The sequence below is a fragment of the Sulfitobacter sp. R18_1 genome, from assembly GCF_017743915.1.
Lineage (GTDB): Bacteria > Pseudomonadota > Alphaproteobacteria > Rhodobacterales > Rhodobacteraceae > Sulfitobacter > Sulfitobacter faviae.
On sequence record NZ_JAGHRG010000010.1, the window covers coordinates 208,391 to 234,125 of the forward strand.

At 56.8% G+C, this 25,735-nt stretch carries 33 protein-coding genes; 8 read left to right on the top strand and 25 right to left on the bottom strand.

Going from position 1 to position 25,735, the window contains the following annotated elements:
• The first annotated feature begins 59 nt into the window (after positions 1–59).
• Positions 60–1,499: an aldehyde dehydrogenase family protein gene (locus J7392_RS19000; RefSeq protein WP_209218920.1), complete on the top strand. Its 1,440-nt coding sequence runs from the start codon at positions 60–62 to the stop codon at positions 1,497–1,499.
• Between the two features lie 65 nt (positions 1,500–1,564).
• Here J7392_RS19000 and arsH read toward each other — a convergent pair whose 3' ends face one another.
• From arsH to J7392_RS19015, 3 genes are read right to left on the bottom strand one after another with little or no spacing between them, the layout of a single operon-like run.
• Positions 1,565–2,275 (bottom strand): arsenical resistance protein ArsH, encoded by a 711-nt coding sequence (arsH, locus tag J7392_RS19005; protein ID WP_209218921.1) that lies wholly within the window; start codon positions 2,273–2,275, stop codon positions 1,565–1,567.
• Between the two features lie 39 nt (positions 2,276–2,314).
• Positions 2,315–3,373, bottom strand: a complete 1,059-nt coding sequence (gene arsB, locus J7392_RS19010) for an ACR3 family arsenite efflux transporter (protein WP_209218922.1) — start codon at positions 3,371–3,373, stop codon at positions 2,315–2,317.
• A 29-nt stretch (positions 3,374–3,402) separates the two neighbouring features.
• A complete protein-coding gene (locus tag J7392_RS19015; RefSeq protein ID WP_209218923.1) occupies positions 3,403–3,732 on the bottom strand; it encodes a helix-turn-helix transcriptional regulator in 330 nt (109 codons plus the stop codon).
• Between the two features lie 122 nt (positions 3,733–3,854).
• On the opposite strand from J7392_RS19015, the gene J7392_RS19020 reads away from it, so the two are divergent.
• A complete protein-coding gene (locus J7392_RS19020; RefSeq protein ID WP_067268345.1) occupies positions 3,855–4,469 on the top strand; it encodes a hypothetical protein in 615 nt (204 codons plus the stop codon).
• 12 nt (positions 4,470–4,481) lie between these two features.
• Here J7392_RS19020 and J7392_RS19025 read toward each other — a convergent pair whose 3' ends face one another.
• Positions 4,482–5,054, bottom strand: coding sequence for a TetR/AcrR family transcriptional regulator (locus J7392_RS19025; RefSeq protein ID WP_209218924.1), 573 nt, complete (start codon positions 5,052–5,054; stop codon positions 4,482–4,484).
• A 99-nt stretch (positions 5,055–5,153) separates the two neighbouring features.
• On the opposite strand from J7392_RS19025, the gene J7392_RS19030 reads away from it, so the two are divergent.
• Together J7392_RS19030 and J7392_RS19035 are read left to right on the top strand one after the other, a co-directional pair.
• On the top strand, positions 5,154–5,720 hold the full coding sequence (locus J7392_RS19030) for a carboxymuconolactone decarboxylase family protein (RefSeq protein WP_209218925.1): 567 nt from the start codon (positions 5,154–5,156) through the stop codon (positions 5,718–5,720).
• A gap of 156 nt (positions 5,721–5,876) precedes the next feature.
• Positions 5,877–6,323, top strand: a complete 447-nt coding sequence (locus J7392_RS19035) for a hypothetical protein (protein WP_209218926.1) — start codon at positions 5,877–5,879, stop codon at positions 6,321–6,323.
• 47 nt (positions 6,324–6,370) lie between these two features.
• On the opposite strand, the gene J7392_RS19040 is transcribed toward J7392_RS19035, so the two are convergent.
• On the bottom strand, positions 6,371–6,916 hold the full coding sequence (locus J7392_RS19040; RefSeq protein WP_209218927.1) for a YaeQ family protein: 546 nt from the start codon (positions 6,914–6,916) through the stop codon (positions 6,371–6,373).
• A 213-nt stretch (positions 6,917–7,129) separates the two neighbouring features.
• Here J7392_RS19040 and J7392_RS19045 point away from each other — a divergent pair, with 213 nt between their 5' ends.
• Together J7392_RS19045 and J7392_RS19050 are read left to right on the top strand one after the other, a co-directional pair.
• Positions 7,130–8,131, top strand: coding sequence for a hypothetical protein (locus tag J7392_RS19045; RefSeq protein ID WP_209218928.1), 1,002 nt, complete (start codon positions 7,130–7,132; stop codon positions 8,129–8,131).
• A 543-nt stretch (positions 8,132–8,674) separates the two neighbouring features.
• Positions 8,675–8,887, top strand: coding sequence for a hypothetical protein (locus J7392_RS19050; protein WP_209218929.1), 213 nt, complete (start codon positions 8,675–8,677; stop codon positions 8,885–8,887).
• A gap of 169 nt (positions 8,888–9,056) precedes the next feature.
• On the opposite strand, the gene J7392_RS19055 is transcribed toward J7392_RS19050, so the two are convergent.
• The 16 genes from J7392_RS19055 to J7392_RS19130 form a co-directional block, all read right to left on the bottom strand.
• On the bottom strand, positions 9,057–9,257 hold the full coding sequence (locus J7392_RS19055; protein ID WP_209218930.1) for a hypothetical protein: 201 nt from the start codon (positions 9,255–9,257) through the stop codon (positions 9,057–9,059).
• Positions 9,258–9,331: 74 nt separating this feature from the next.
• On the bottom strand, positions 9,332–9,502 hold the full coding sequence (locus J7392_RS19060) for a hypothetical protein (protein WP_348540713.1): 171 nt from the start codon (positions 9,500–9,502) through the stop codon (positions 9,332–9,334).
• A 4-nt stretch (positions 9,503–9,506) separates the two neighbouring features.
• Positions 9,507–9,863: a hypothetical protein gene (locus J7392_RS19065; protein WP_209218932.1), complete on the bottom strand. Its 357-nt coding sequence runs from the start codon at positions 9,861–9,863 to the stop codon at positions 9,507–9,509.
• A gap of 49 nt (positions 9,864–9,912) precedes the next feature.
• Positions 9,913–10,446 carry an N-acetylmuramoyl-L-alanine amidase gene (locus tag J7392_RS19070; RefSeq protein WP_209218933.1) on the bottom strand — a complete coding sequence of 178 codons (534 nt, stop codon included), beginning with the start codon at positions 10,444–10,446 and terminating at the stop codon, positions 9,913–9,915.
• 1 nt (position 10,447) lies between these two features.
• Positions 10,448–10,855 carry a hypothetical protein gene (locus J7392_RS19075; protein WP_209218934.1) on the bottom strand — a complete coding sequence of 136 codons (408 nt, stop codon included), beginning with the start codon at positions 10,853–10,855 and terminating at the stop codon, positions 10,448–10,450.
• A gap of 177 nt (positions 10,856–11,032) precedes the next feature.
• Positions 11,033–11,263, bottom strand: a complete 231-nt coding sequence (locus J7392_RS19080; RefSeq protein WP_209218935.1) for a hypothetical protein — start codon at positions 11,261–11,263, stop codon at positions 11,033–11,035.
• A 133-nt stretch (positions 11,264–11,396) separates the two neighbouring features.
• The gene (locus J7392_RS19085) at positions 11,397–11,882 is read right to left on the bottom strand and encodes a DUF4214 domain-containing protein (RefSeq protein ID WP_209218936.1); all 486 of its coding nucleotides are present in this window, start codon (positions 11,880–11,882) and stop codon (positions 11,397–11,399) included.
• Positions 11,883–11,934: 52 nt separating this feature from the next.
• Positions 11,935–14,310 carry a hypothetical protein gene (locus J7392_RS19090; RefSeq protein ID WP_209218937.1) on the bottom strand — a complete coding sequence of 792 codons (2,376 nt, stop codon included), beginning with the start codon at positions 14,308–14,310 and terminating at the stop codon, positions 11,935–11,937.
• 108 nt (positions 14,311–14,418) lie between these two features.
• Complete coding sequence (locus tag J7392_RS19095; RefSeq protein WP_209218940.1) at positions 14,419–17,184, bottom strand: hypothetical protein; 2,766 nt, start codon at positions 17,182–17,184, stop codon at positions 14,419–14,421.
• Positions 17,181–17,528 (bottom strand): hypothetical protein, encoded by a 348-nt coding sequence (locus J7392_RS19100; protein WP_209218941.1) that lies wholly within the window; start codon positions 17,526–17,528, stop codon positions 17,181–17,183. The genes J7392_RS19095 and J7392_RS19100 overlap by 4 nt, the downstream gene beginning before the upstream one ends.
• Positions 17,529–17,698: 170 nt before the next feature.
• Positions 17,699–17,953, bottom strand: a complete 255-nt coding sequence (locus J7392_RS19105) for a hypothetical protein (RefSeq protein ID WP_209218942.1) — start codon at positions 17,951–17,953, stop codon at positions 17,699–17,701.
• Between the two features lie 75 nt (positions 17,954–18,028).
• Positions 18,029–18,526 (bottom strand): hypothetical protein, encoded by a 498-nt coding sequence (locus tag J7392_RS19110; protein WP_209218943.1) that lies wholly within the window; start codon positions 18,524–18,526, stop codon positions 18,029–18,031.
• Between the two features lie 257 nt (positions 18,527–18,783).
• Entirely contained in the window at positions 18,784–19,542 is a 759-nt protein-coding gene (locus tag J7392_RS19115) for a hypothetical protein (RefSeq protein ID WP_209218944.1), read from the bottom strand.
• The gene (locus J7392_RS19120; protein ID WP_209218945.1) at positions 19,539–19,844 is read right to left on the bottom strand and encodes a hypothetical protein; all 306 of its coding nucleotides are present in this window, start codon (positions 19,842–19,844) and stop codon (positions 19,539–19,541) included. Before J7392_RS19120 ends, J7392_RS19115 begins: the two co-directional genes overlap by 4 nt.
• Positions 19,841–20,596, bottom strand: coding sequence for a phage regulatory protein/antirepressor Ant (locus J7392_RS19125; RefSeq protein ID WP_247744664.1), 756 nt, complete (start codon positions 20,594–20,596; stop codon positions 19,841–19,843). The genes J7392_RS19120 and J7392_RS19125 overlap by 4 nt, the downstream gene beginning before the upstream one ends.
• Complete coding sequence (locus J7392_RS19130; protein ID WP_209218947.1) at positions 20,596–20,988, bottom strand: hypothetical protein; 393 nt, start codon at positions 20,986–20,988, stop codon at positions 20,596–20,598. Before J7392_RS19130 ends, J7392_RS19125 begins: the two co-directional genes overlap by 1 nt.
• A gap of 352 nt (positions 20,989–21,340) precedes the next feature.
• Between J7392_RS19130 and J7392_RS19140 the strand changes: the two genes are divergently transcribed.
• A complete protein-coding gene (locus J7392_RS19140; RefSeq protein ID WP_209218949.1) occupies positions 21,341–21,763 on the top strand; it encodes an Arc family DNA-binding protein in 423 nt (140 codons plus the stop codon).
• A gap of 191 nt (positions 21,764–21,954) precedes the next feature.
• Positions 21,955–22,638, top strand: coding sequence for a hypothetical protein (locus J7392_RS19145; RefSeq protein ID WP_209218950.1), 684 nt, complete (start codon positions 21,955–21,957; stop codon positions 22,636–22,638).
• A 128-nt stretch (positions 22,639–22,766) separates the two neighbouring features.
• On the opposite strand, the gene J7392_RS19150 is transcribed toward J7392_RS19145, so the two are convergent.
• The 4 genes from J7392_RS19150 to J7392_RS19165 form a co-directional block, all read right to left on the bottom strand.
• Positions 22,767–23,771 carry a hypothetical protein gene (locus tag J7392_RS19150; protein WP_209218951.1) on the bottom strand — a complete coding sequence of 335 codons (1,005 nt, stop codon included), beginning with the start codon at positions 23,769–23,771 and terminating at the stop codon, positions 22,767–22,769.
• A gap of 160 nt (positions 23,772–23,931) precedes the next feature.
• Positions 23,932–24,822, bottom strand: a complete 891-nt coding sequence (locus J7392_RS19155; protein WP_209218952.1) for a hypothetical protein — start codon at positions 24,820–24,822, stop codon at positions 23,932–23,934.
• A gap of 211 nt (positions 24,823–25,033) precedes the next feature.
• Entirely contained in the window at positions 25,034–25,321 is a 288-nt protein-coding gene (locus tag J7392_RS19160) for a DUF3892 domain-containing protein (RefSeq protein ID WP_209218953.1), read from the bottom strand.
• Positions 25,322–25,437: 116 nt separating this feature from the next.
• Positions 25,438–25,735 (bottom strand): hypothetical protein (locus tag J7392_RS19165; protein WP_209218954.1); only part of this gene is annotated, 298 nt, incomplete at its 5' end.

Consider the following 25,735-nt stretch of genomic DNA (forward strand, 5'->3'; position numbering starts at 1 on the left):
TCCCGGACACTTCTAGGCGGCAAGAACATCGCCCGCCCGGCCAATAACGGAGACAGAGCATGATCGAAAAACGTGATTTCTATATCGACGGCAAATGGGTCGCCCCGCTTGAGGGCAGTGAACATAAGGTCATCAACCCGTCGACCGAAGAACCCTGCACCGTGATCTCGCTCGGCGGGCCGAAGGATGTGGACGCTGCCGTAGCCGCGGCCAAGGCCGCCCTGCCCGCGTGGATGGCCACCGCCCCCGAAGAGCGCATCGCGCTGATGGAGAAACTGGCCGAGGTCTATAAATCCCGGACCGAGGACATGGCCCAAGCGATCAGTACCGAGATGGGCGCACCTATCGAGATGGCGCGCAGCTCCCAATGGGGGGCGGGTTACAGCCACCTGAAGAACTTCATCAAAGCGGCGAAAGATTTCAAATTCGAAAAGCCCTTGGGGGATCACGCGCCGAACGACCGGATCATTCACGAGGCGGTTGGCGTCGTGGCGATGATCACGCCGTGGAACTGGCCGATGAACCAAGTGATGCTGAAAGTCGGTGCCGCTGTCGCCGCGGGCTGCACCATGGTGCTGAAACCGTCTGAGGAAAGCCCGCTGAGCGCGGTGATCTTTGCCGAGATGATGGATGAGGCAGGCTTCCCCGCCGGTGTCTTCAACCTTGTGAACGGCGACGGCGCGACCGTGGGCACCGCCCTGACTGGCCATGAGGATGTGGATATGGTGAGTTTCACCGGCTCCACCCGCGCCGGCATCGCGATTTCCAAGAACGCGGCGGATACGCTGAAGAAGGTCCATCTGGAGCTTGGCGGCAAGGGCGCGAACCTTGTCTTCGCCGATGCCGATGACAAGGCCGTCAAACGCGGTGTGCTGCATATGATGAACAACACCGGCCAAAGCTGTAACGCCCCCAGCCGGATGATGGTCGAGGCCAGCGTCTATGACCAAGCGGTCGAGACGGCAGCCGAAGTGGCCAACAAGGTCGAAGTCGGCCCCGCCAGCGAAGAGGGCCGCCACATCGGCCCGGTCGTGAACGAAGCGCAATGGGGCAAGATCCAAGACCTGATCCAGAAAGGCATCGACGAAGGCGCGCGTCTGGTGGCCGGTGGCACCGGTCGGCCCGAGCATCTGAACCGGGGGTTCTATGTCAAACCCACCGTTTTCGCCGATGTGACGCCCGATATGACCATCGCCCGCGAAGAGATCTTTGGCCCCGTCTTGTCGATCATGAAGTTCGAGAGCGAGGATCAAGCCGTCGAGATGGCCAATGACACGGTCTATGGCCTGACCAACTATGTTCAATCCAGCGATGGCACCCGCCGCAACCGTCTGGCGACCAAGCTGCGTTCGGGCATGGTTGAGATGAACGGCGAAAGCCGTGGCGCAGGCGCGCCCTTCGGTGGCATGAAACGCTCGGGCAACGGGCGCGAAGGCGGCGTTTGGGGGATCGAGGACTTCTGCGAGATCAAAGCGGTTTCCGGCTGGTCCAACGACTGATCGCTTTTTAGCGCAAGCATGATGCGGCAGGGCCAAGATTGGCCCTGCCGTTTGCATTTTGGCGGTCAGATCGCCTTTTGATTGACCCGCTTCGACAGTTCCTCAGCGCTTTCCTTCCGCTCGCTATAACGGTCGAGCAGATAGTCCTTATTGTCGCGGGTCAGCAGGGTGAATTTCACCAACTCCTCCATCACATCGACCACGCGGTCATAGAAGGGTGAGGGTTTCATCCGGTCATCCTCGTCAAACTCCAGAAAAGCTTTGGGGGTCGAGGATTGGTTGGGGATGGTCAGCAGCCGCATCCAACGGCCCAAAATGCGCAGTTGGTTCACCGCGTTGAAACTTTGCGAGCCGCCGCTGACCTGCATCACGGCCAATGTCTTGCCTTGGGTCGGACGCACCCCGCCGAGCGACAGGGGGATCCAGTCGATCTGGGTCTTCATGATCCCCGTCATCGCGCCGTGGCGTTCGGGCGAACACCAGACCATGCCTTCGGACCATGACACCAGATCGCGCAGTTCCTGTACCTTGGGATGCTCAGGCGCGGCATCGTCGGGCAGCGGCAGGCCCGTGGGATTGAAAGTCCGCGTCTCGGCCCCGAGACGGGTGAGGATGCGGGCGGCCTCTTCGGTCATCAGGCGGCTGAAGGACCGCGGGCGAAGCGAGCCGTAGAGCAGCAGAATGCGCGGGCCGTGGGTGGCGCGCTTATGCGGCAGGAGGCGGGCCTCGTCGATGGGGTTGAAGTGGTCTTCTTGGATGTTCGGCGTATCGGTCACGGGAATTTCCTTAGGCGGCAGAGGGTTAGCGGGCGTGGTTCACTTGGCGGCGGGGAACCAGTGCTGCGTGCGGTTGGCAAAGCCCACGAGGGAGAGCATGACCGGCACTTCGACCAAGACGCCCACGACGGTGGCCAAGGCCGCGCCTGACCCCAGCCCAAAAAGGCTGATCGCCACGGCGACCGCCAGTTCAAAGAAATTCGACGTGCCGATCAGCGCGCAGGGGGCGGCCACGTTGAAGGGGATGCCCCAAGCCCGCGCAGCACCATAGGCGATGAAGAAGATGCCGTAGGATTGCAGCAACAGCGGCACGGCGATCAGCGCGATGACGAGCGGACGGTCGAGGATCACCTCGCCCTGAAAGCCAAAGAGCAGCACGACCGTCAGCAGAAGCCCCATGATGGCAAAGGGCTGCACCCGAGCCTTAAAAGCGTCGACCGCCGCCTCACCGCCCTTGGCCACCAACCGCCCGCGGGTGAGGTAGCCTGCCAGCAGCGGCAACATGACGTAGAGGCCGACCGAGATCAGCAGCGTGTCCCAAGGCACGGTGATGTCGGTCACGCCCAAGAGGAAAGCCACGATCGGCGCGAAGGCGAAGACCATGATCACATCGTTCACGCTGACCTGCACCAGCGTATAGGTCGCGTCGCCGCGGGTGAGGTTGGACCAGACAAAGACCATGGCGGTACAGGGCGCGGCCCCCAAGAGGATCACCCCCGCCAGATAGGCCTGCGCATCATCGGGTGGGATCAGCCCGGCGAAGACATGATTGAAGAACAGCACCCCAAGCGCAGCCATGGTGAAGGGTTTGATCAGCCAGTTGACCACCAGCGTCACCACCAGCCCTTTGGGCTTGTCCCCCACCTGCCGCAACGCGCCAAAATCGACGCCGACCATCATTGGAAAGACCATGGCCCAGATCAGCACCGCCACCGGCAGGTTGACCGAAGCAACTTCGAGCGCCGCCAGCGCGCCAAAGATGCCGGGAAAGAGATTGCCCAGTAAAAGCCCCGCCCCGATGGCCAGCGCCACCCAGAGCGAGAGCCAGCGTTCAAAGGCCCCAAGGCCAGCGGTTGCGGGATCAGCGGTATCGGTCATGGCGGTCTCTCGTGTTGGGGGTTCGGGGGTTAGCAGCAGGTCAGCTCATCCAGCAGCGGTTGGCACAGTTCAGGCTGGCCGCCGCAGCAGTCTTCCAAGAGAAAGCCCAACAGCGCGCGCAGCCCGTTCATATCGGCGAAATATCGGATGCTGCGCCCTTCGCGCTTGCTGCGGATCAGCCCCGCGCGGGCCAGTACCGAGAGGTTGGCCGACATCGTATTCTGCCGCACATCAAGCGCGGTGCCGATCTCGCCCGCCGACATGCCTTTACCGCCCGCTTTGATCAGCAGGCGAAAGACATCCAGCCGGGTCGGCTGACCCAAGGCAGCGAAGGCTTGGAGGGCGTTTTCATTATCCATATATCTCGAATTATTGATATAATACCGCCCGGTCAACCCCGCCCCGCCAATCTCTGTGCAACGAAGCGCCGCCCCGTGCGTTAATCTCGCGACCCCCGCAGGCTTGGTAAGGAAGAGATAGGATGCTCGATTGGATCGCAGAGAATTCCGGCACGTTGCAAGTGGCGGTGAGCCTTTTTACGGCAGTGGTCTGGCTCGCCTATCTGCATATCCTATGGCTCAACTTCCGGCGGCAGCGACAGCCGGTGATTTTGATCAACCGATCGATCGCGCGGGATGAGAATGCCCATTGTTTCGTGACAAATATGGGGGCCGAGCCGATTTACCTGCTCGAAGTCATGGCGCGGGTGGTGACGGATGACAAAACCTACCACGTCAAGGTCACCGAACGCGAAGAAGTGGCACTGAACGATGTAGAGAACCCCCTGACCCGCACCAATCAAGGGCCGATCAAGAGCGGCGATTTCATCGACATCGGCAGCTTCCTCGACCTGTTGCGCCGGGCCGAGACGCGGATTGGGACCGAGGGGCTTTTTGACAAGGTCCGGCAGATGGACCTCACGGTCGCTGCCGCAGATGGGCATACCACAAGGCTGATCGCCGCGCGCCATGAGTTCCGGGCGGAATGGAAAGACGGCAAACCCTATTTCGTGCCGGAGCGGATCATGGCGCATCAGATCCGCAATGTCTTTCAACGGCGCAAGATCACCACGATGCTGGAAGAGCAGATCGAATAGCGCCCGCTGGCGCTACAACCGCTCCAGCCCTTCGGCGATTTCGCGGGCGATGGCATGGGCGTCGATCCCCTCCCGCTCGGCCGAGACGCGCAGGCCCAAAAGATCGCTCTGATAACGCCGGGCCAGCGCCTTTGGATCATGCGCCGCGCCGATTTCCCCGTCTCGCTGCATCTGCGCGAAAAGCGCCGCGAATTGCTCTTCCATCCCCATAAGATGCGCGCTGGCCCGTTTCGCCAACGGGTGGCCATGGGCCTGCAACTCCAGCAAGGTTTTGGACAGCATGCAGGCTTTGGCCGGAGCCTCCTCGCGGCAGATCGCCAATTCGGGATAGCGTTTCAGCGCCGCCATCGGACCATGTTCCGCGACCAATTCGGCCAAGCGCCCAGCACCATCCTCGGCATATTTGTCCAAAGCGATTTCAAACAGCGCCTCTTTTGACCCGAAGGCCGCGTAGAAACTGCCGGGCTTCATCTTCAGCACCGCTTCGAGGTCTTTCAGCGACGTGCCCGCCCAGCCCTGACGCCAGAACAGATCGCGGGCGCGGTCAATCAACTCGGCTCGGTCGTGGTTCGGTTTGCGGGGCATGTGATCACCATATGTTGAACGGTCACTCAAATATATACTTGAGTGACCGCTCAAGAAAGCCTAAATGACGGATATCGACGATTTACAAAGGTAGAAACCATGACATTCCCGTCCCACGACCAAAACACCGCGCCCGAAGCCTCCAAGCCGCTGCTGGATGAATCGCAAAAGGCCTTTGGCCGCCTGCCGGGTCTGCACAAGGTGCTGGCCGAAAGCCCGCAGGCCTATGAAGGCTATCAGGTGCTGCACAAGCTTTTCACCGAGACGGATTTCGACGCCGAAGAGCTGACCGTGGTTTGGCAGTCGATCAACGTAGAGAACGAGTGCCATTACTGCGTGCCCGCCCACACCGGCATCGCCAAGATGATGAAAGTCTCGGACGAGATCAGCGACGCGCTGCGCAATGAGACGGCCCTGCCGACGCCGAAACTCGAAGCACTGCGGACCTTTACCGTGCAAATGGTGCGCAACCGCGGCTTCGTTTCCGACGCGCAGATGCAGGCGTTTTTCGACGCAGGCTATGGCCACCGCGCGGTGCTGGACGTGATCCTCGGCATGGCACAGAAAACCATCTCCAACTACGTCAACCACGTTGCCGAAACCCCGGTGGATGAGGTTTTCCAGCCGCTGGCATGGAAACGCGGCGACAAGACGCTGGACGTTTAAATCAAAAGGCGCGCCCGATTGCGGCGCGCCTTTTTTCGCCTTCGCGCGGACGTAGCGCGCCCATTCTCCCTTCCATGGCCGACAGATATCTGCCCCATCGCCTGATTGGCTGCGGGTGGTCGAAATGTGCTGTCCTTCTTCAAGAGAACCGCCCCCATGCCCCTCACTCAGACCCTTCGCACCCTCGCACTGGCAGGGCTTGCCGGTGAAATCGCCTTTGAGCTTTATGCTTGGCTGTTGTCCCCTCTCCTTTTTGGCGTCGCACTCGCCCCGGCGAACCTTGTCGTAGCAATCGCTAAGCTTATCGGGGTTACCCTGCCCTATTGGTTTGGGTTTGTGCTGCATATCGCCATTGGCATCGCAGGCTTTTCAGCCACGGTCTGGCTCGCGCATCGCTTGACGCGGCTGGGCCTAGTGCTGTCAGGGGCGCTGTCGGGTCTTGTGCTTTGGTTTGTCGCACAGGGGCTTCTGGCACCACTGATCGGGCGTAGCTTTATGATGGGATTTGGGGCTTACACGCAGTCATCCTTTGTCGGACATGTCGGGATGGCCATGGTGATCGGCTATGTCATCGCGGCCCTGCAACGCAAACAAACAGCGTAAATCGAGCGCGGCAGGTGAATTGTTCCCTGCCGCGCCCGCAGTATGAATCAGGCCGCGCTTTTCCATCGATTAAGCGTTAGTGTGACCAGCGCCTCTTCCAGATTGACCGCCACCTCGCCGTCTTGGATCATCACCTGAAGCTTCATCGCGCGGTTTGCCAGATCGGCCAGCGCTTTCGTGTCGGCCTCGGGCAGGTTGACCACTTCGAGATTGTCAAAACGGGTGGTACCGTTCTTGACCTTATCCCACCAGACCTCTGCCGTTTTGCCGCCATAGGGGTAGACCACGACCTTCGCCGCCTTGTTGCAGGACTGGCGCAGGACCTTCTCACTCGGCAAGCCGAGCGTGATCCAAACGTCCAACTCGCCGCTCAGACTCTTCTGCCAGATGTCCGGCTCATCATCCGTAGAGAGGCCCTTGGTCATCTCCAGATGCTCATGAGCGTTAAGGGCAAAGGCCACCAGCCGCACCATCAGGCGCTCATCGGTTTCCGAAGGATGTTTGGCGATGGTCAGCTTATGGGTCTCGTAATAATGACGATCCATGTCCGAGACCGAAAGCTCGACTTTGTAGATGGTGGCATTCTGCGCCATGATATGTCTCGTTTTCCAAGGTAGGCGCTGCCTACGCGCTTGGGCCGACCGGGGAAAGGGAATTGTCACTGGGCTCTGCGCGGGTCCGGCAGACGAAAGCCCGCCAATATTGCGCGAAATTGGCGTTATTCAGCTCGCGGCAGCGCCCGAAAGGCCAAGCATCTTCGCAAGCGCGCCGTTGTGCGGCCGCGGAAGTCACCCTACCCTAGCCCCATGATCGACCGTCGCACGCTTCTCTTGGCCCTCGGCTCTACCGCTTTGACTGCGACAGTGGCGTTTTCGCGAGAGGCGGGTGGCATCCTACGCGGGTTCAACCTGATCGAGACGCCGAACGCCCCCTTCGGCAGCTCCGCCGCCGCCCAAAGCATCGCGCGGCTGCGTGACACGGGCGCGACGGCGGCGACGGTGATCCCCTTCCTATGGCAGCCTTCGCCCAGCTCCAGCGCCATCGTTATGGGAGATGCGCTGCCCCATGACAGGATCGCCGCCGGGATCGCGCAGCTGCACGCCGCCGGGCTGGCCGCCATCGTCAAACCGCATGTCTGGGTGCCCGAAAGTTGGGCCGGCGCGATTGCGCCGGAGCCGGACAGCGCAGACGCATGGCACGCCGCCTACGCAGAGGTTCTACGCGCCATCGCGTTCACAGCAGAGCGCAACGTCGCCGACGTGCTTGTCCTCGGCACCGAATTGCGCGGCGTATCGGGGGCGGCGCAATGGGGCGACACCATCGCCGAGCTACGCGCGCTTTTCAGCGGAAAACTCACCTATGTCGCCCATGGCGCCGACGAGGCCGAGAAGATCGCCTTCTGGCCCGAACTGGATGCCGTGGCGGTATCCCTCTACCCCGTTCTAGGCGCCCCGGACGCGCCGACCGATTGGGACCGCGCCATCGCCGCAGAATTGGACCGGGTCGCCGCCGTGGCGCGAAAATATGCAAAACCCATCTGGATCGCGGAAATCGGCCTCCGCTCCGCCGAGGGCGCGACCGCCCGCCCATGGGAAAGCGCCGAAGAACGCGCCGCCCCCGCCGATATGGCGCTTCAGGCCGAGGTGCTGGATCGCTGGCTCCGCGCCCTTGAGGCCCGTGGGATTCAAGACGTCTGGATCTGGCGTTGGTTCACCGACCCCAAAGGCGGCGGCGCGGGAGACACTGATTTTACGGTGCAGAATAAGGTGGCGCAGGAGGTGATCGCAGGTTTTTGGCGCGAAGGATGAACGGGCTTAGGCGGCGCAGAGCAGCGGGATCGTTCATACGAATATGCGGAAAACCTTCTGGAAAAGGTGGTACCCAAGGCCGGACTCGAACCGGCACGCCTCGCGGCGGGGGATTTTGAATTCTTCGGAAATACCTTCTTATCAAGATGTTAACACCAGACCACTCACAGAGACATTGCGTGAACGACTCGTGAAACTGGGAGGGTGGACGTTCTGCGTGGAAAAAACATAATGGATCGCATTTTACGGCGCGGGGACGCAGGAAAAATCTGGCGTGCTATGGGGCCACGTTTTTGGATACCTATCCTCGGTTGACCCTGAGAAAACTACCGCCGATGCACCGGCTTCGCGGCATTTCTCAAGAGAAGAGTATTCTCCAATTGTCACTGCACCGTAAGGGAACAACACTACCAACACAAAAGCTTGAAACATAAAATACCCCTATTGATCATAGTTTACTTTACTCAAATCATCTTGAGTAACAAATCGACCCGTTTCCGTTACTCAAGCGCCGCTTGATCATAGCGCCCGAAAGGAACAGCAATGCCCCTGCAACCCCATGAAGAACGAGTCCTCGCCGAGCGCGCCGAACTAGCCGACAAGTGCGTGAAGCTGGAAGCGTTCATTGTCTCCGACGCCTTCAAGGCGGTCGACATTCTCGACCGCGATCTGCTGGAGGAACAGCACAACGCCATGATTATCTACTTGGCGATTTTGGACCGCCGGATCGAGCGCTTCGCGCCGCAGTCCATCTAACCTCGGGAGGGAACATGAAGCGCCTATTCCTCGCACTATACCTTCTAATCGGATTGGGGGTTGCGCAGGCCACGCCACTGACGATGGATCCAGCCGCGCTGCAATTCACAATCCGAGTGGCAATCTGGCCCGCCATGCTTGCGCAGAACGCGGCCCGCAAATAACCCGCCTACATCGTCAGCGGCTTCTTCTTCGGAAACTTGACTACATAGGGCCACCCGGTGCCGCACTTGCAGGTGGCCCGCTTCTCGAAATCGTAGTCGGTGATACCTTCGGGCACGTCTCCGGGATTGAGCGTGACGCTGTGGCCGCAGGACCAGCATGTCACCTCGATATGCGTGACCCCTGCCCTGAATAGCTGATTGTCCAACGCCTGCGCTCCACCTGTATAGACCGGTGAGCGCATACATGACCGCAGGGCTCATGCAAAGCGGGCATGGAGCCTCACTGCGGCCCAAGCACCTCGGCAATCGCCCCGATCTTGGCGTTTGCAAGCTGGGCGCTGTTCAGATGCTCGGTGGCCAGCACCGCCAGATCGCGGTAGGTTTCCGCGCGCCGGTCAGAGATAGGCACCTGCACCAGCAGATCAGCCGGCACTTCCGGTTTCACGGGCACATACTCAATCTTCGGGTCGCACATCCCGGCGGCTAAGAAGATCGATAAGGGCAGGATCCAGGGGCGCATCGGCGCAATCTCCCAGTTTCATGGTTTGGATGGCCTCTATGGTTTTCGAGGCTTCGACGTTCAGGCGGCGTTCTCGTTGTGCATGGGCGGCGGCCACGGCGGCGGATTGGCGGGCTTGCTCGATCTGGCCGCGTATCACGTTGGCGTTGCGCGTCAGGCGCGCGTTCTCATCCTCTAGGCGCTGTAGGTCGCCTGCCTGCCACCAGAGAGCAGCGGCAAGCCCCAAACAAGCCACCAGCGCCGCGATAAGCGCGTATGACCCCAGACGGGAGATCACCGCAGCGCCCACCACGTCACGGCCACCACAGCCAAGGTTACGGCTATGAGGACCAGATCGTGCATCAAGCCCGGGCCCCGTCGTAGATGGCCTTAGCCAGAGCGGCCTTGCGCGCGTCTGCGGCTTCGCACTCCGCTTTGTTCGACCCGAAGTATGGCTCGGTCAGGATTGCCGGGGCGCGACCGGCCCAGAGAGAACGGCCGCCGCGATCCCCCTTGCCGACGAAGCGAACCCCGCGATCCTTGTTCCCCAGGGCCGCGACACATGCCTTCTGCACACTTGCAGCCAGAGCGCGGGATCCACTTGTCCCGCTGGACAGCATCAGACACCCGTTTGCCGCGGGATTAGTCGACCCGTTGAAATGGAGCTCAACGCTCACATCGGCGCCCCATGCGTCGACCTCGGCATACACCCGATCGATCTCGGTACTGTACCCGCCCCCGGGCTTGCGCCGGAATACCTTGATGTGAGCCGAATCGTGCGCCTCGATCATCTTCGCAAGGTCACTATTCCAGTCGTATTCCGTGCGTCCGTCAGTGCAGCGGACAGCGCCCTGCGCGCCTGCGTTATGGCCAATCACAATCGCGATACGTTTCATCCTACCATCTCCATACGATGCTGAAACGGCGCGGATAGAACGGCACGGTCAGCCAGTTGTAATGATCTCGCTCGGGCAATGGCAGGCTGCGGTAGAGCGCCCCCAGGGCGGCCAGTGCCGCGGCGATTGCCCAGAGGTTGAAGCCGGTGTTGATCGCCTGCCCCGAGAGGGTGAAAATACCGGGCGGCAACCACTCCCAAGCTCCGGCAAGGGGGCGCAGCAGGGACCACCAAAGAAGGCGAACCCAGACCAAGCTGGATGTCAGCGCAACGAACGCGCTCATGAGGCTGTTAGCGTCGTGGTCCTTCAGCCGGAGCCGCAGGTGTGGGGCGAATCCGATAGTCACCAGTCCCATCAGCAGAAAGGCGATGATCGCCGTCACCACGTTTGCCCAAATCAAAATCGTCACGGTTCAACACCTCGTTTCGGTAAGACCCCTTCCACAAGGCCGTTCACTTCTCTCTTGCGATACTTGATTGCCCGTTCGAGACGCTGGCGGGCGGCCTCACTGACCTCCCGCGCCTGCACGGAATCCACTTCTTCACGGGATGGCGGCGTAGGCTTGCCCCTTAGCGTCTTCCAAAACTTAACCACGGCCACTCCCCTCAATGAACCGGAGGGCTTGGTCGAGCGTCTTGGTGTTCTCAGCCATCTGGCTTGAATGCTGCTTGTGATCGGTGAAGCGGGCGTCGATCTGCTCGTTGAGCCGCTTCCATAGCGCGCGGATCGTCCACCCCAACGCGACGATCACCGCCACCAGAAGGGCGATGAAGGGGCCATATTGTTCGGCCAGTTGTGGTATGTCGATGGGGTTCATCGGTGGACGCGCTTTCCAATCTGCCCACGGGCCTAGCCCGATCTGATTGCCGCACGTCCTGCGCGTCGATATGTAGATATTTACCCCAGATTTGGCGTTTTGCCTAGATCGCTTCTCTTATCTGGTGTTCGTCTCAATAATTCGTCGGAACAGTGAGGCCGCGCCGTTCAAAGTCGTCGTCGCGGTTGTAGTAAAGTTCGTCACATAGCGCTCCGAGCGTCATTTCTCCGCGATCCAGCTTGCCGCGATAGTAGGTATAGCCGCCATCGTCGGGTTCACGCTGCAAAACTGCGCGATACATAGCTGCAAGATCATCCTGGCGAGGGACATCAGCGGCCAACAGTTGAGCGGCCACCTCCCGACCGAAACAAGATCGCAGGACGTAATCATCTGTGCGCGGCGTCACATCCTCGCGCAGCTCCACCAGCCCAGCTACAACGGGCCGCTGAAACCGGATGCCGCATTGCGCCTCGATCTGGTCAAGCAAGCGATCCGCCTGCGCCCCCAGCCCGTCGATAACGGCAGGATTATGCAGCCCGCCGTAGTCGTTCGCTTGCCTGCGTTGCGTTGAGGTTGGCTCCGTGCCGAACATCAGCCGGAATGCGTCTAGTGCGTTCATTTGCCCTCCATTCCCCCTGTGCGCACATTGACCGCAAGGAGGTTGTACTACCTCAGATCAGCTCTAAAACCACATCGCCATAGCCGGAAGCCACGGAGATTTCGACCGCGCCCGCTGAAACATAGTCATCGTGGATCGTGACGTTGGCATGGTCCTTGATGATTGAAACCGCCCGCCCATTGTAACCGGTAATCGAAACGCTCTTATTCGCAAGCGTCTGATGCGCGGTGATGTAGCAGAATGTCCGATTGCCAATCTCAACAATGATGCCGGGAATGGTTAGATCGCCCGTAGGGTCTGGCGCGAAAGGCACAACAAACCAGCCAGCCTCCAACAAGTCGCCCGCCGCCGCATCTCCTGCCGCCTCGTCAATGGCAATGGGGTAGAGTTTTTCGGCGCTGCTAAAGAACATCACATCATTGACGCTTGCCGCCCTCGTCGCCGGTACGCCTAGTCCATAGGTCCGGTCATAACCGATCAACATATTTGCCACGACATTCCCGCCCGCATCCTTGCCGACCATACAGAAATGCGATGCTGGGTCATTCGGGTCTGCGCAGGACATGCGCGGGATACGCACCTCTGTAGTGTTATCGGTAATATCTGCCATAGACTGGAAGTCATACCCAGCAACTGTTGAGGCCATGTCAGGAACGTACAGATGAACTGTGGCTGTTTCTGTGCCAGCGCCCGCAACGTAATCACCAGTTAAGGTAAGGCGTTGGCGCTGGAAAAAACCGGTATAGTCAACATTAAGACCACGCCGGAACGCATTTTTAACACCCATCGCTGAACGTCCTGCCATGCCCCCAGCAGCAAAAAACGTGTGTTCATTGTACATTGAAAACTGAGTATCAATCGAAGTGTCCAGATAATCTACCGGGGTTGCCCCAACATTTGCGATTAGATAATCAAGCTGCTTGGCTGCGTTGATCACCTCGTAATATTCGGAGAGGGATACGGCAGTGGCGCTCTTCTCTCCATCGTCTGCCACCGCAACCCCGTCCACTGTGGCTTGCGAAGTGTAGTTTCTCACTACAGGGCATCCGCCTTGGCTCTGTACGGAATCTGTAGCTGCAAAATCAGCAGTGTTCGTTGCCCCTGAAACGTGTGTCAGTGTCAGGCTTGCGGGGGCCGCTGTGCTGATCGTCCACTTATCATCCGAGCCTGTGTACATGCGGATAAATAGCACTTCACTGGACGATTTCACGCGTACTAGAACATGGTTGTCCACCCCATCGGACCAAAGAGAACCCACGTCAGCCTCAGTTTTTCCGTGACCGGCCATAGTTAGCATATAGCCAATCGTAGAGTGGCCAGACCCACCTATGTACATGCTGTTAACTTTGCTTGGTGCCCCCTCGTCAGTCCCATGCAGGATAACGTCTTCTGATTGGTTAAATGCGGCGATTAAACCAAGTCGTGGAATTTCTTCATCAACGATTCTATGCCCTTGAGTGTCGATAGTGCCGTTTGAAGTCCCAATACGATCAGGGTCGGCCCCATAGCCATACTTGACGCGAGACAATAGGGTAGAGCCTGCGCTCTGCTGATAGCCAGTTTTGAAATAAGTATAATCGCCCTGCATGGCGAAAGTCATTTCTTCATCTGAGATGGCTTCAAAAATACTAGAAGACGGCGAGAACGTGCCATCGCTGTACGGAGCAAATGGCAAGGCGGTATCGCCCTCGTTTATCATTACTGCCGAAGATACAATGTCCACATGCTCCTCGGTTACCGGGATTGACGCACTAAAGTCTGTCACGTTGCGCATATTCGGAGCAATAGAAACGGGGGCGGCGGGGGTCGTAAACGTAATCTCACGAGGATAGCCTGCCGGGCTTACCGTAAAGCCAGAGGTGATATAGCTGTGCAAAGACCCATCAGCGTTAAAAAATTGTAAGTATCCATTGGTGTAGAAATAAGCCCCCAAAGGCGCACCGTGGCAAGAAATGGTGTACTCCGTAGACGGCTCAAGCATTGGGCTTTTCCGAGAGGCCCAGAAGGACCACAGCGAAGACGAGTTTTGCGCGCTCAACACTCCGGTCGTGTTCCCGCGAAGGCGGTGCAGTTGGTTTGCCGTTGTTGTGCCAATGGAAGGCGCAGAATCGCCGCCGTTAACAACATCGCTGACTTCGGGGTTCCACTTGTTGGTGGTGACGGGCTTTGCGACTACTGCCTTCGGATCTACAAGAGCCGTTCTAGGCGATGATCTTTCAGCAATAGACTGAATGTCCTCTTTGAGTGACGGGACCACGCTACTTGCTTGGTCTGCACTGATTGCAGCTTGCTCTGCACTTCGAAATGCAGCTTCTGCTTGATCAGTAGCCTCTTGGACAGCCAAAGGCTTAAACTGATCCATGAGAAGGCGCATTGCATCGACGTTGCCGCGTTTGGTGGTAACTTCAAGAGTGTGCTTCTCGGGCATGGGACGTTTCCAACCTTAGAGCGGGCCAGTTCCCGCTTTTATTGCCGCACGTCCTGCGCGTCTATGAATATAAGTATAGATTGTTTAACCACGTTTGGGAATATCGGGTTAGACTACTTCAACCGCCAGCCCGTAACGCGCCTTGCACTCAATGACATCACCAGCCTCATAGGAAGTAGGTTCCACCCCATCGTGCCGCATGAAATACATCTTGCAGATCATCGAAGATGCGGGGTCATCATTAGGGTTTTTGTTGCTCATGTTCATGGATTTGGAGCAGAAGGTTCGGCTATTACCGTTCCAGTTCTCGACGCCGCTGCCATCAACTTGCAGCCATGCCGCAAATTGTAGCCCGGTCGGGCCATCACCGGGGTAGCCAAGAGTGCCATCAGGAACATAGGCAGGGCCATATCCGACCTGCACATAGTCCTTTGTCATGCCTGTGCTGTCGTCTTCGTATGTCGGTGCCATGGCGTCATAGTAGTAATCAGACGCAAAGCGCGAACCATCACAGGGGGACCACATTTCTTTGAGGGAGAACTTGTAAGCCCCGGACGCTGAGTTGTAATGCAGCAAAGCCCACAATGCAGCGTAGAACCAGCCCACCTCCATCGCCATATTGAGCGTATGCCTATGACCCACCTCAACGAAAGGCGCTGCGAAAGACCGGCGCAGAACCGTATCAACAACGACTGTTGAGCCCCCGCCAATTTCCGAGTGTGTCGCCTCAATCACTTCCTTGATCGTGAAGCTGTTCCCAATAAGCCAACCGCCTTCAACAGGCGAAATTAGACCGCTATCTGAATACCAAGAATAAGACGTTTGAGCCTCATTGCCGTGCGCTGCGCCGCCCACGTCCTCTTTGGTCGTCGCGCCTGCTGGCTTGATTTGATAGGCATATTCAAGCTGGGAACCTGCGCCTTGCAGACGCTGGCGCGGCAACCCATAGCTGGAATATTCACGCGTGAAGGTTCGATATGTCCAAGTCACGCCCCCATCGCTGATTGATCCGCTGGTGTGCGTGGGCGCTGTTGCGCCAGTGGTTCCTGCTACATCGGCGATGTAGTAATTGCCGCCATACTTTCGCCACTCGTTTTCTAGCACAGCTTCGCCCGTCGTCCATGTGGCCGCATCTGTACTTTGAAGCCAAGGTCCAGTGGCATCGCCGTCCCATCCAATCGCATTAAACCAAAGCCGGTTGCCAGAACTGGCTGCGTTTTTGCCAGGTAGCGAGCTGAGAACTATCGTGTGAACACCATCAGGAACGCCCGACGCCACTTTGACGATCTTCTTGGGTTCAGAAGGAACGCTATAAGCGTCGAAATACTTATTCCCAGAGCCATCATCAGGCAGCGCGAGATATTCAGTCCCGCCGTCCAGCGCGACCCCAATGTGGCCGCTGTCCGACCTCGCATAGAAAATAACGTACAGATCGCCGCCGCCGGTGAATGTGATTTCGACACTCCCACCAATATCATTGATACGCCTTGCCCGTCCGTTAACATACAGGGTCGCTGAACCTGAACTGATTTTCAAATCAGCCGTTCTGTCCCACTCCCAATCGACGCCACCATCACTGACAGAACCGCTCAAATGGGTTGGTGGCGTACCGCCTGTTGTTCCACTTGTGGTCGCGGAATAAACAATGCCGTCATTGTAGCGAGTATCCCCGGCAGTCACAGCTTCGCCCGATTGCCAGTTAGGCACGGTAGACGCATAGGTTACGCCACTTTCCTCTGCCGTTTTGAAAGCCAATAGCTGTTCAAGCCACGTCTGCTCCCAATTGAACGGGATGCCGGAGGTGCTGCGTCCAAGGTAATAGTGCGCCCAATTCTTCCCGCCGAGCGGACGCCAGATTTCAAAGTTGTCGCTGTCAATCTGAGTGAGCGCGAGCTTCTTTGTTGTAGAGGGAGTCAGGAGCCGTGGCGCAGCCGACGCCGACCGTGCCGCACCCTCTACGCTGTCAAAGACGATTTCCCGGCCATCCATCAGCAACGTGCCGTTCCGGTAGTCGCGTTTTAGCTGGATGCCGTCCGATGTGTCCTGGCCGTAGGACGTGAGCGCGTAGGACCGCCCGCCAAGATCAACAGGACCGGTCCCTGCGGCTTCAATGATTTTGAAGGCTGCTGTATCGTCTGTTATACCGTCAGCGTTGGGGCCAAAGGAAAGCGCATTATTTACGCTCAAAACGCGTAGTTTCACTTCACCCGCTGTCAAAAGCGGATACCCATCAACGATTGGTGTGGCTGGGTCAGCCACTTCAAAAGCGGCTCCCTCCTTCCGAGTTCGTAGGATTTGCCCCGTTTCAAACCCAGTTTGTGTGGATGCTAGAGCGGTGGGTACATCATAAAATAGCAGCTCCCCCAGCCACCCCAGAAACACACCATTTCCAGAAATATTCTCAAAAACTGCCGTTCCCGGTTCGTTTTGAACCAAGAACACGTCACCGTCCGACGTTCTGGATTCACCGGCAACAAGGGAGGAAAAAAATTGCGCGCCAACCGCTTGTGCCGCAAGGGATGCAGTTTGCGCGGACCCTGCAGCGGAACCAGCATCCAGCCCTGTCTGCTTCCGATCAAGACCCGTTTGCAGCCGATCCCGCGTTGTAATCTCTACAGCGTCCGCAAGTGCTTGCGCGTCATAGCTTCCAGCGTAGTCTTCTGCTTCCTCCATAAATTCCTTGGCCGCAAGAGCCGCGAACACGCTTACTTCGGCACCCGTACGGGAACTCATGGTGTCAGGACCAGCAGGGGGCGTCTCTTTCTCAGCCCAATCCTGAGCAAGTTGGGCCATTTTGTCGCTCTTGCCCACTGGATCGACATTTACCGAAAGATTGCCAGAAGGCAGAATTGTTACATTCACCGCGTCAGTCATGTCGTTACCTGCTTGTGGATAGGATAATGGCCATGCAGATAGGTTCGCACCACATTGTCGGGGAAAATGATTTGAAGATCATAAACGTGGACCCCCGGCACGTCAGGAACCTCATAATTTCCGATTGTTGCTTCGCCTTTGGTGACGCTGGTAATATCAATACCAGCGGAAACCGCACTGGTTAGCTCCAGCACGACGGCGCCGGTTCGGCTATTGCGCACCTGCATCTTAATGACGGCCCCTGAAAGGTCTGTAGGTTCTCCGTACTTGTTGAAAACCAGTGTAAAAGGCCAAGCGGTATCGCCGGAATACTGCGCCGGCCAATCGTAGCAACCGGGCATCATGCTGAAACCTCCCCATTCAGGAGGGCGCCGGTAGCACAGGTGAGGGCTGTGATGGCTGCGGGCATAAGACGTGTTCCAACCGTTTCGCGGGTCAGAGCCCGCCTAGATTGCCGCACGTCCTGCGCGTCTATTGCCCTTGTAATTACACCATAAGCCTCGTCTTGACTAGGTTAGTTGTAGACGGGCTGCGTCACTTCTGAACGCAGACGTGCGTTGAGCTTAGGATTGAGCGAGATCCCGAACTCATTGCGCTGCTTGGCCCGCTGACGCCCTCGGAAGGACTGCTTGATCGTCTGACCTGTGATTGGATACTCAGGGAACCGCCTGTTGAAGTCACGCACCATATCCATCACCTTTTCAGGTATGGGACCACCCGCAGCAATCGCATCGCTTGCGGCTTTGTGGATTTCTTTGCGCTCGTCCATGATCTTTCGCTCACGGTTCTTGAGGCGGTTGTTGATCTCGTACCGCTCGGCGGTGTATCGGCCGGTGAATACAAGCTAAGCGGCATCCATCACGCTGCATTCAATTTGGTCAACGATTTCTTCTAATTGCGATAGATTAGCCCCACTTCCCTCCATAACTCCTCGGTAACGGTTGAGCCACGCCCGTAGCGCCTGAGCGCCCTGCTTACGCAACTCCGATACCATAGCAGGATCGTCAGGATGGAACGGTTCATAACCGCCCCCAGACTTGCGACCCGATATTGGTGAAACCATCGCAGGATATTCCCGAACCCGAACGGTGACCGATTTACTCTCTGGCACCTGAACCTTGGATATGATCCGCAATCCGCTTGCCATCTGTCTGGCCAATCCGATGCGGTATTCGCGCGCCGCCTCGGCGTCGTCTTTTGCAAAAAACCAGGGATAAGCTTCGTGGTGTGGATTAATCTCCAGCCAGTCAATAAACTCTGAGGGAACAAACATGTTTCTGCCTGTCCCCGCCAGATATTCATCAATGATACGCTGCCGGTCCTTTGATGTGAATTGAGCCATTGCCTTCTCCTTGATGCTGAATGAAGGGTGCGCCCTACCCCGCTTGGGGTAGGGCTTGGTAGTTGGGGGAATCTCCTCGGCCCGCCTCGCCTTGCCTAGCCTTGACCACCTTGACCGCCATACCGGACCTCGACATGCCGCTCCGTTCCACACCTCGACCGTCTCGACCTGACGTGCCTAGCCCGTCCGTACATAACCCCTCCTCGACCGCCTAACCGTGTACGACTGATTTAAAGACCGCCGAACGTCTGTGCTGCCTACCCTTGGCGGATAAGCCGTTCTTCGTCCAAGACATCCATCAGGTCCGCCGTTTCCTGATCCGCAAATCCGGGATCATCCAGTGCGGCTTGCTGAACATCGCGGCCTTCTTGTGTGATGTCGTCCCACATTTCCTGCCAGTCGCCCATGTCCTCGCCGGATACAGCGAACGTGCCGAACGAACCCTTGCCCTTTTCTTGGCGAAAGTCGCCGATCCCGCAGACAACGCCAGCGTTTGACAACAGCGACACGATAGAGTGAACGCTCAGCGTCGGCGTAACGAACGCGATATCAACCTCAGCGCACCAGCGGGGCAGGAAAGCCCGCGTTCGAACATCCGGCGTCCGATTCATGTCAGCGCTGCGAACAACGTCCATCTTCAACTGAGGTTTTCCCCAGATGTTGACCTTTTGCTGCGGCAAGAAGATCAGGCGCTGGACGCTTGTCTTTGTCACGCCCGGCGTCTCAAGTGCCGCCGTTGCCATTGCAGCCTTGATCCCCGGCGCAGGGAAGCAAAGCAACGTATCCCCGTTGGTCTGGCGATAAACGCTGTCCCGAAACTCTTCTTCCGGATTGTGTTTTAATTGCTTCCGCTCGGCTGCGGTTTTCTTGCCCCCACCGATCAGTAGGGATCGCTTCGCCTTGGCGCTCATTGCGTTGAAGTAGAACGGCGTTGTGCCGATTAGCCTTAGAGTGACGCGCCCTTGCTTGAGCGCGTCGATTGAAAGTTCCTCGTTCTTTTTTGCGACAGCCATCATCCAGCCTCCACGAATTTGAGCTCTGTAACCTTCCACCCATCAAACATGTCGGGGCGGAAGTTCGCTCGGTTGTGACCGGAACGGCCGCTTGCCCAGAAGCTATGTGCTCGTCCCTCACATACGAACCAGTTCACACCATCAATCTCGATGCCGTCTGCGCCCTGCCCGATTAGGTCAGTGATAGCCTGCATATGCTGCTGAACCTGCTGGCCTAGGGTCAACTCTTCCGCCTGTTTGGCGTTGGCAACCATTGGCATTAGCGATACCGCAGAAGTCGCGGCCATGAACTTGCGGCGCTTCATGACGCACCTCCTTCAGAGAACACCTTAGCCAACTTGGTCAGGCCTTTGGGCGTGATCATTAATGTGATGCTGATCCCCTTCTCACCATCACTCTTGGTGTACTCACCGTGCTTGTGGTCGAGATAGCCCACGTTTCTCTTGTCCGTGTAGGCTTGCAGCGGTCCCTTCCCGCTCTGACGGAATGCCCAGCGATTGACCTGCAACCACGTTTTCAGCTTGTGCTCAGGAATGCCCAGAACCTTTGCCGCAGGACGAATAGACAAGCTGCCGCTCATGGCTTCGAGCTGATCATAAGCGATCGCTTTGGGCTGCATTTCCGAAACCTTCGCTTCCGCGATCTGTGTCCGTTCTGCGTAGTTGGCAAGAAGCGGGACCAGCTGCGATGGATCGTTCAAGTCGAGAGCAATCGGCTGGGTCATGTTGCGGAGCTTCGTCTCCATCGCGCTGAACGCTTCCAGAAACTTTATCTTCCAATCCATCGCTTTCTTGCCCGTGAACCCCATCACCAGCATTGAGTAGCCATCGCGGGTCATTTCGTACATTTGGTATGTTTGACCGTTGGACGGCTCAACATAGGGGGTCTCCTCAAAATTGAGGATGCCCCACTCTGGGTTTGTGTCGATCAACCGGCGGATATCGCGCTGAACATTATCGTGACGCTTCTCGAACCGATCAGCGACAATACGGCTATTGGTCTTTAGGTTCTCGCTTACTAAGCTTGCGAAGCTATTAGGGTTTGCAATCATACCCATCACACCAGCCCTCCTTTGAGAGCGCCCAACAGGTTATTGAACAACTGGTTGTCCAAATCCTTCCAGACGTTGCCGGTCACGTACTCACCGAAGTTGTCCAGGGCATGTTCAAGCTGGGCCACTGCACCGGCCATTGAGGCGGGCTTTGCCGTACAGATCTTCTCTTCGAGTTCCTGCAGGGCCAGCAACTCAGTGTCCGGATCACCCTCTGTCTCGTTGATGTGGCCTCTCAGTGCTTTCCACTGCTCGCACCATTCAATGATGGGTTCGTCCTGAGCGGGGGCTTGAGCCTCCTCAAGCGCGTGGGCGACTGTAGCTGTGGCTGCAAGGGCCGGGATTGCCGCGAATAACGAACGGCGGTTGATTTTGGTGGTGTGTGTGCGTATATTCATTGCTGAACATCCTTTCTAGCAAGTTTGGGTTCAAAGGCCGCTCACATGGGATTGCAGTCCCGAGCGGTCTTTTTCGTTTCTAGGCGGTGGCGGGCTTTTCCGCCGATAGAGATTGCTTCAGAGTCATAAGAATATGGGTATTCATGCTACGACCCATTTCATCCGCTTGCGCTTTAACCTCATCTCTAAGGTCAACGGGGAGACGCAAAGTCACGGGCACAACCCCCTGCCCTACTTTCCCTTGTATGTTTGCCATAATCGATCCTATGCAACTACCGTAGTAATGACACTACAGTAAATCATTTGACCGTCAACCCAAAAAAACACAGTAGTGTCAAAAAGGGAGTTAAAGATGGTGGCTGGCAGAATCGGTGATGGCGATACAGTGGGAACGATGGTCCGAATGCCCGCTGAGCTGCGTGACCGTATCAAGAAATCTGCTGATGCAGAGGGGCGCAGCATGAACAGCGAAATCGTGTCCGCATTGCAAGAAAAGTACCCTGCGCTACCGACATTCTCAGAACTCGCAGAGTTGATTGAACAGACCGCCGACAGGTTAGCGGAAATGGAGCAGACTCAGGAGTGGTTTGAAACATCCCAAGCACTCGTATCTCTTATAAAGTCGTTGGAACAGAAAATCCCCCGGGAAGGTGATCCAGTTAGCCACCCCGATACTGCTTCGCCGTTCGAGTATACCGTAAAAATACCTTCCCCCGACGCAGATACGCGGCCCAAAGCGGCCAAAGAACCCTCAGATACCCCGCCACGGAAGTAGTAGCCCGATTGTCAAAGACGATCCTCCGATCATATTCTAAAATGCATATTTGAGATCCGACATAACTATATTCTCTCTGAAAAACTCAGCCCCCATTAAAGGATAGTCAATTTGTACCAGATCGATAATATTAACACCTACCGCCCCCATGATGATCCTGATCTAGAGACTCCTGCTGCAGGAGCATCGAAATGAGCTTTTTTGACAGGCTGCCCAAAGACGCGGATTCGGCGTTCCAATTTACGTTGATTGAACTCCAGAACGCAGCAGACGCGTACCCAAACGGGGCCCTAAATGCCGAGACCAAAACTCAAGCCGTAATCTATATACGAGCGCTTCAGGCTATTAGTAGAAGGCTTGCGCAATCGGGAGACTATGAAGAACTACTAGAGCAGATTCACAGGCAAGCCATAAGCAATGGCGCAGCGACTGTGAAGAAATCGCTCGATCTCCTACAGCAACTCTATCTTTCAAACAGCCTCGATAACCACTTCATTGATGAAGAAGAGGAGGCCTTGTTCAATGAAGTGAAATGGAGTGGAGATGATAGGGCGTTGGTTCTTGACCACCTGTCGAACGCGCGCAGAGCGGTGACGGACTCATCCGGATTTGACGACCACCACAAGCGCCGCGTCCTATACTGGCTGGCGAGGGCTGAGAATGAAGCCCTAAAGGAAAAAGGCAGGTTCGCTACCTTTGTTGCAGCAACAAGTGAAGTGCTCTCATTAGCTGAAGAAGCTGGTGAAAAAGGCAAACCGCTCGCCAATCTTGTGCAGATGGTTCGCACCGCGACAAGACGCAACGTAACGGTGAATCAAATCGAAGCCGACGAAAAACCGAAACAGATAGCGCCACCAACTGATAAACCGGATTGAGTGGAAATTGATTTTGGTGGGGGTTGGACCGCACCATCGAACCAACCGATCCAACCCCCTAACCGGCCGCGCTGCCATCGCCGCCGGATTGCGTTGCCTACACCGATGGGTTCCCCCCTACGGCGAGGTCAATCCTTCTGACCGATAGTGATCGCTCCACCTTGCTCTCGGATTATCTGTCCGACCGCGCTATTCATTTGATCACGAGTTGATAGTCGAGCGCTATCGCCTGCGACGCCCTCTCCCATTAGGTCTGCTCGCTGCCGCGCTTTACTGACGAGCTCACGCCACTGATCGCGAGAGAAAAGCCCGCATTCACTTCCCCAAAGGCGTTGATCTCGCATGGCGTCGACGATCTTATGCATGGCCAGGAGTGGACCCTCGTCACTCACTGTGGGCTTTCCCCCTGTCGATAGCCCTTTGACTGGCTGCGTAGGCTTGGACATGTCAGCAGAGGCAATCCATTCCTTCAATGCGGCCACGTTCATCGTGGTGAAGGAACCTATGCGGTCCGAACCCTTCCCATCGGAAAATCCATCTTCATAAATCTTCAGGGCCTCATCTTCGTCGATCGCGCCCAGCACCAGCTTGTGCTCATCGAAGGATCCGTCTTGAATATCCACCTGGTTTACAATCACGGCAATGTCGCTCTCAGGATGATCGCCCATGTAAAAGTCCAGCGGATCGCCGTCGGCGCCGGTGGTGAGCTTCACATCCCCATAGTGTGCCGGCATCTGAACAGACCACTCCTTACCGTCCGACCCGATACCGCGGCGCTCGCCACCCTTGGCCGTTTCGATAACCAACTCCAGACCGTTCCACTTGAACCGACCCTTGCGGTAATTTCCGGCCTCGGCCTGAGCGGTAGACGGGTTAGCGTTGACTTGAGCTGCTGCCCCGTCAATCTCACGCTCAAGGTTGCTTGCCTCCTCATTCGGTGACACATCCAAAGCGGCCAGCACCTTAGCTGCATGGCGCCGCGGGAAGATGAACCCATCAACCGAGGCATCCCACTTCAACGTGACACCAGCAACACTGGGCGGCTCATCTTGGGGGAAACCCTTGAGGGCAGCGGCACTGCCTCGAATGTTTTCAATCGTTGGTGAATTGGGCGTCATGATGTCCTTCGCCATAGTGTCCCTCTGTTTCTGGGGGTCTATGACAGCCACATCCTGCGCCGCCTTAGTGCCATACTACCATGTTGAGGGGCTTGAGCAAGGTTGGACAAAAGGCGCGAGCAAAGATGCCATTTGTCATCATTTAACCCTGTCCGCTCAGGGTTAGACCTGAACTTTAATTGCCACAAATTTCGCGTGTAACTGTAACAACTCCTATCTCACTATTATCAGTCCGCTGATATACGTGTTCGACGATAGCACCGGCCTCGATGACAGGCCGCAAACCTTCATAGATGCAATTATGCTGAACAAGACCAATTCGCATCGACAAGGGCAGCGCGTCCAAGTTTGTTGAGACCTCGTATACGTACCGAAGAGTACTGCCTTCTCCCGAAACTCGAAGTAAGGTCGTCGTTTCGTCAACGCGCTGGCTCGGAACCTCAGCCGCTATCAGTCGAAGTGTTTTCTCAAGTCCCTGTCCGCGCAGCATCATGTCGATGCCTGCTCGCTGCATTGCAGGGTCATTGTCGGCATCTGATACCATACGGTTCGTCTCAACCTGAATGAACGCGCTCAGCACGAAGCCCAATATGAGAAAGATGAAGCCTGTCAAAACGCCCAAGGCACCCGTCAAGAGCGAGATTATCTTCGCACGGTTCGGGGAAAAGTCGCTCTTGGATGGTTTGAGCAGAAGCCAGAGATTTGCGATGGGAATGAAGGCAAGAAAAGCCATCCGCGCATGACCGTAAGCGTCGCGGGATCGCGCCATAGCGATCATACCGTAGGCATATCCAGTGCCGAGTCCGACAACCACATCCACGAGCATGAAAATCCACAAGAAGCCTCCGGTAATGGCCGCTATCGAGCCAAACCAGATAAGTTGCGATACTGCAGCGATGAAGAATAGTATTCCTGAATAAGCGAAGTAGGCAGCGCGCGGGATCTCTGCGCGACCTTTGTGTAGGACAGCTGCGACGACAGCGCCTGCTATGGTGATCCCATAAAATATCTGCCGCAGGCTGTCGTCCGTTTGACTAACATACTGTATTGCAATTTCTTCAAGCATAACACCCTAACCCCAGCAGCAAAAACGTTGAGCGGATACAATCTATGGGGCATAATAACACCCATGAGTTTTATTCAGCGCGAGCTTGATCGTATATCCGCTGCCCTGCGAGAGAACCCGCAGAGCAACGACTATGACCGCCTCTACGCAGCCCAGCAGGCGCTGTCTTGGGCGACAGACCCCAATGGGTTTGCTTCACCCATGAAGCACATCAGGGGCATTCAGGCAGACTCAGAAGGTTGTTTGGCTGATCACCATCCGCAACCGTCTTGATGTATTTGTTACCATAGCGACTTGTGGCTACCACAACATCAACTCGATCTCCGCGAACCTCCACATAGAACTCCCAACTTCTATCTTCGATCTCACGAATGGTTTGCTCTTGGGTTTGACGCCACCGTGTTCCATCTGAATTGACGCCGCCAACATGCGTGATGCGCTCCCATGAGCTATCTCGATCGGTTTTGTTGATGCATCTTATCTGCGCTGTATATGTCATAAAATCGAATCCCTTTGTAATAGAATCCAAGCCTGCGCGACATACGTGGGTTGAGTCAAAAGAACAGTTGATCAATTCAACCTTGCCAGAACGCCCATGAGCGCCTTTATATACTCTCATGGATTATGACCCAAAGAACGCTGATCCCGATAAAAAATGTCTGCGCGCTGAGTTTGAAGCACGTTTTTTTCGCTTAATGGCTGAAGATCTTTTACATTATATGGGTCAAAAGGAGGTAATAGGCCCAGAGGTAGTGCGCAGTTATCTTGAAAAACTGCCTGAAAGGCCGTAAACCTCCGGCGGCGGCCGTCTGATCTCGGGTTCGATCCGATGATAAGTCCGACCTTATGTCCGACTTTATCAACCGCCCTCAAATCGAAGTTCTTTCCGCTGCCGATGGTGATCGCCGCCGGT

Bases quoted from the DNA above. Each gene is read 5' to 3' on its own strand.
- J7392_RS19000 (WP_209218920.1), top strand. From the start codon at position 60: ATGATCGAAAAACGTGATTTCTATATCGACGGCAAATGGGTCGCCCCG.
- arsB (WP_209218922.1), bottom strand. From the start codon at position 3,373: ATGACCGATACCGCTGATCCCGCAACCGCTGGCCTTGGGGCCTTTGAA.
- J7392_RS19015 (WP_209218923.1), bottom strand. From the start codon at position 3,732: ATGGATAATGAAAACGCCCTCCAAGCCTTCGCTGCCTTGGGTCAGCCG.
- J7392_RS19020 (WP_067268345.1), top strand. From the start codon at position 3,855: ATGCTCGATTGGATCGCAGAGAATTCCGGCACGTTGCAAGTGGCGGTG.
- J7392_RS19025 (WP_209218924.1), bottom strand. From the start codon at position 5,054: ATGCCCCGCAAACCGAACCACGACCGAGCCGAGTTGATTGACCGCGCC.
- J7392_RS19030 (WP_209218925.1), top strand. From the start codon at position 5,154: ATGACATTCCCGTCCCACGACCAAAACACCGCGCCCGAAGCCTCCAAG.
- J7392_RS19035 (WP_209218926.1), top strand. From the start codon at position 5,877: ATGCCCCTCACTCAGACCCTTCGCACCCTCGCACTGGCAGGGCTTGCC.
- J7392_RS19040 (WP_209218927.1), bottom strand. From the start codon at position 6,916: ATGGCGCAGAATGCCACCATCTACAAAGTCGAGCTTTCGGTCTCGGAC.
- J7392_RS19045 (WP_209218928.1), top strand. From the start codon at position 7,130: ATGATCGACCGTCGCACGCTTCTCTTGGCCCTCGGCTCTACCGCTTTG.
- J7392_RS19050 (WP_209218929.1), top strand. From the start codon at position 8,675: ATGCCCCTGCAACCCCATGAAGAACGAGTCCTCGCCGAGCGCGCCGAA.
- J7392_RS19070 (WP_209218933.1), bottom strand. From the start codon at position 10,446: ATGAAACGTATCGCGATTGTGATTGGCCATAACGCAGGCGCGCAGGGC.
- J7392_RS19080 (WP_209218935.1), bottom strand. From the start codon at position 11,263: ATGAACCCCATCGACATACCACAACTGGCCGAACAATATGGCCCCTTC.
- J7392_RS19085 (WP_209218936.1), bottom strand. From the start codon at position 11,882: ATGAACGCACTAGACGCATTCCGGCTGATGTTCGGCACGGAGCCAACC.
- J7392_RS19090 (WP_209218937.1), bottom strand. From the start codon at position 14,310: ATGCCCGAGAAGCACACTCTTGAAGTTACCACCAAACGCGGCAACGTC.
- J7392_RS19095 (WP_209218940.1), bottom strand. From the start codon at position 17,184: ATGACTGACGCGGTGAATGTAACAATTCTGCCTTCTGGCAATCTTTCG.
- J7392_RS19100 (WP_209218941.1), bottom strand. From the start codon at position 17,528: ATGATGCCCGGTTGCTACGATTGGCCGGCGCAGTATTCCGGCGATACC.
- J7392_RS19105 (WP_209218942.1), bottom strand. From the start codon at position 17,953: ATGGACGAGCGCAAAGAAATCCACAAAGCCGCAAGCGATGCGATTGCT.
- J7392_RS19110 (WP_209218943.1), bottom strand. From the start codon at position 18,526: ATGGCTCAATTCACATCAAAGGACCGGCAGCGTATCATTGATGAATAT.
- J7392_RS19115 (WP_209218944.1), bottom strand. From the start codon at position 19,542: ATGATGGCTGTCGCAAAAAAGAACGAGGAACTTTCAATCGACGCGCTC.
- J7392_RS19120 (WP_209218945.1), bottom strand. From the start codon at position 19,844: ATGAAGCGCCGCAAGTTCATGGCCGCGACTTCTGCGGTATCGCTAATG.
- J7392_RS19125 (WP_247744664.1), bottom strand. From the start codon at position 20,596: ATGGGTATGATTGCAAACCCTAATAGCTTCGCAAGCTTAGTAAGCGAG.
- J7392_RS19130 (WP_209218947.1), bottom strand. From the start codon at position 20,988: ATGAATATACGCACACACACCACCAAAATCAACCGCCGTTCGTTATTC.
- J7392_RS19140 (WP_209218949.1), top strand. From the start codon at position 21,341: ATGGTGGCTGGCAGAATCGGTGATGGCGATACAGTGGGAACGATGGTC.
- J7392_RS19145 (WP_209218950.1), top strand. From the start codon at position 21,955: ATGAGCTTTTTTGACAGGCTGCCCAAAGACGCGGATTCGGCGTTCCAA.
- J7392_RS19150 (WP_209218951.1), bottom strand. From the start codon at position 23,771: ATGGCGAAGGACATCATGACGCCCAATTCACCAACGATTGAAAACATT.
- J7392_RS19155 (WP_209218952.1), bottom strand. From the start codon at position 24,822: ATGCTTGAAGAAATTGCAATACAGTATGTTAGTCAAACGGACGACAGC.
- J7392_RS19160 (WP_209218953.1), bottom strand. From the start codon at position 25,321: ATGACATATACAGCGCAGATAAGATGCATCAACAAAACCGATCGAGAT.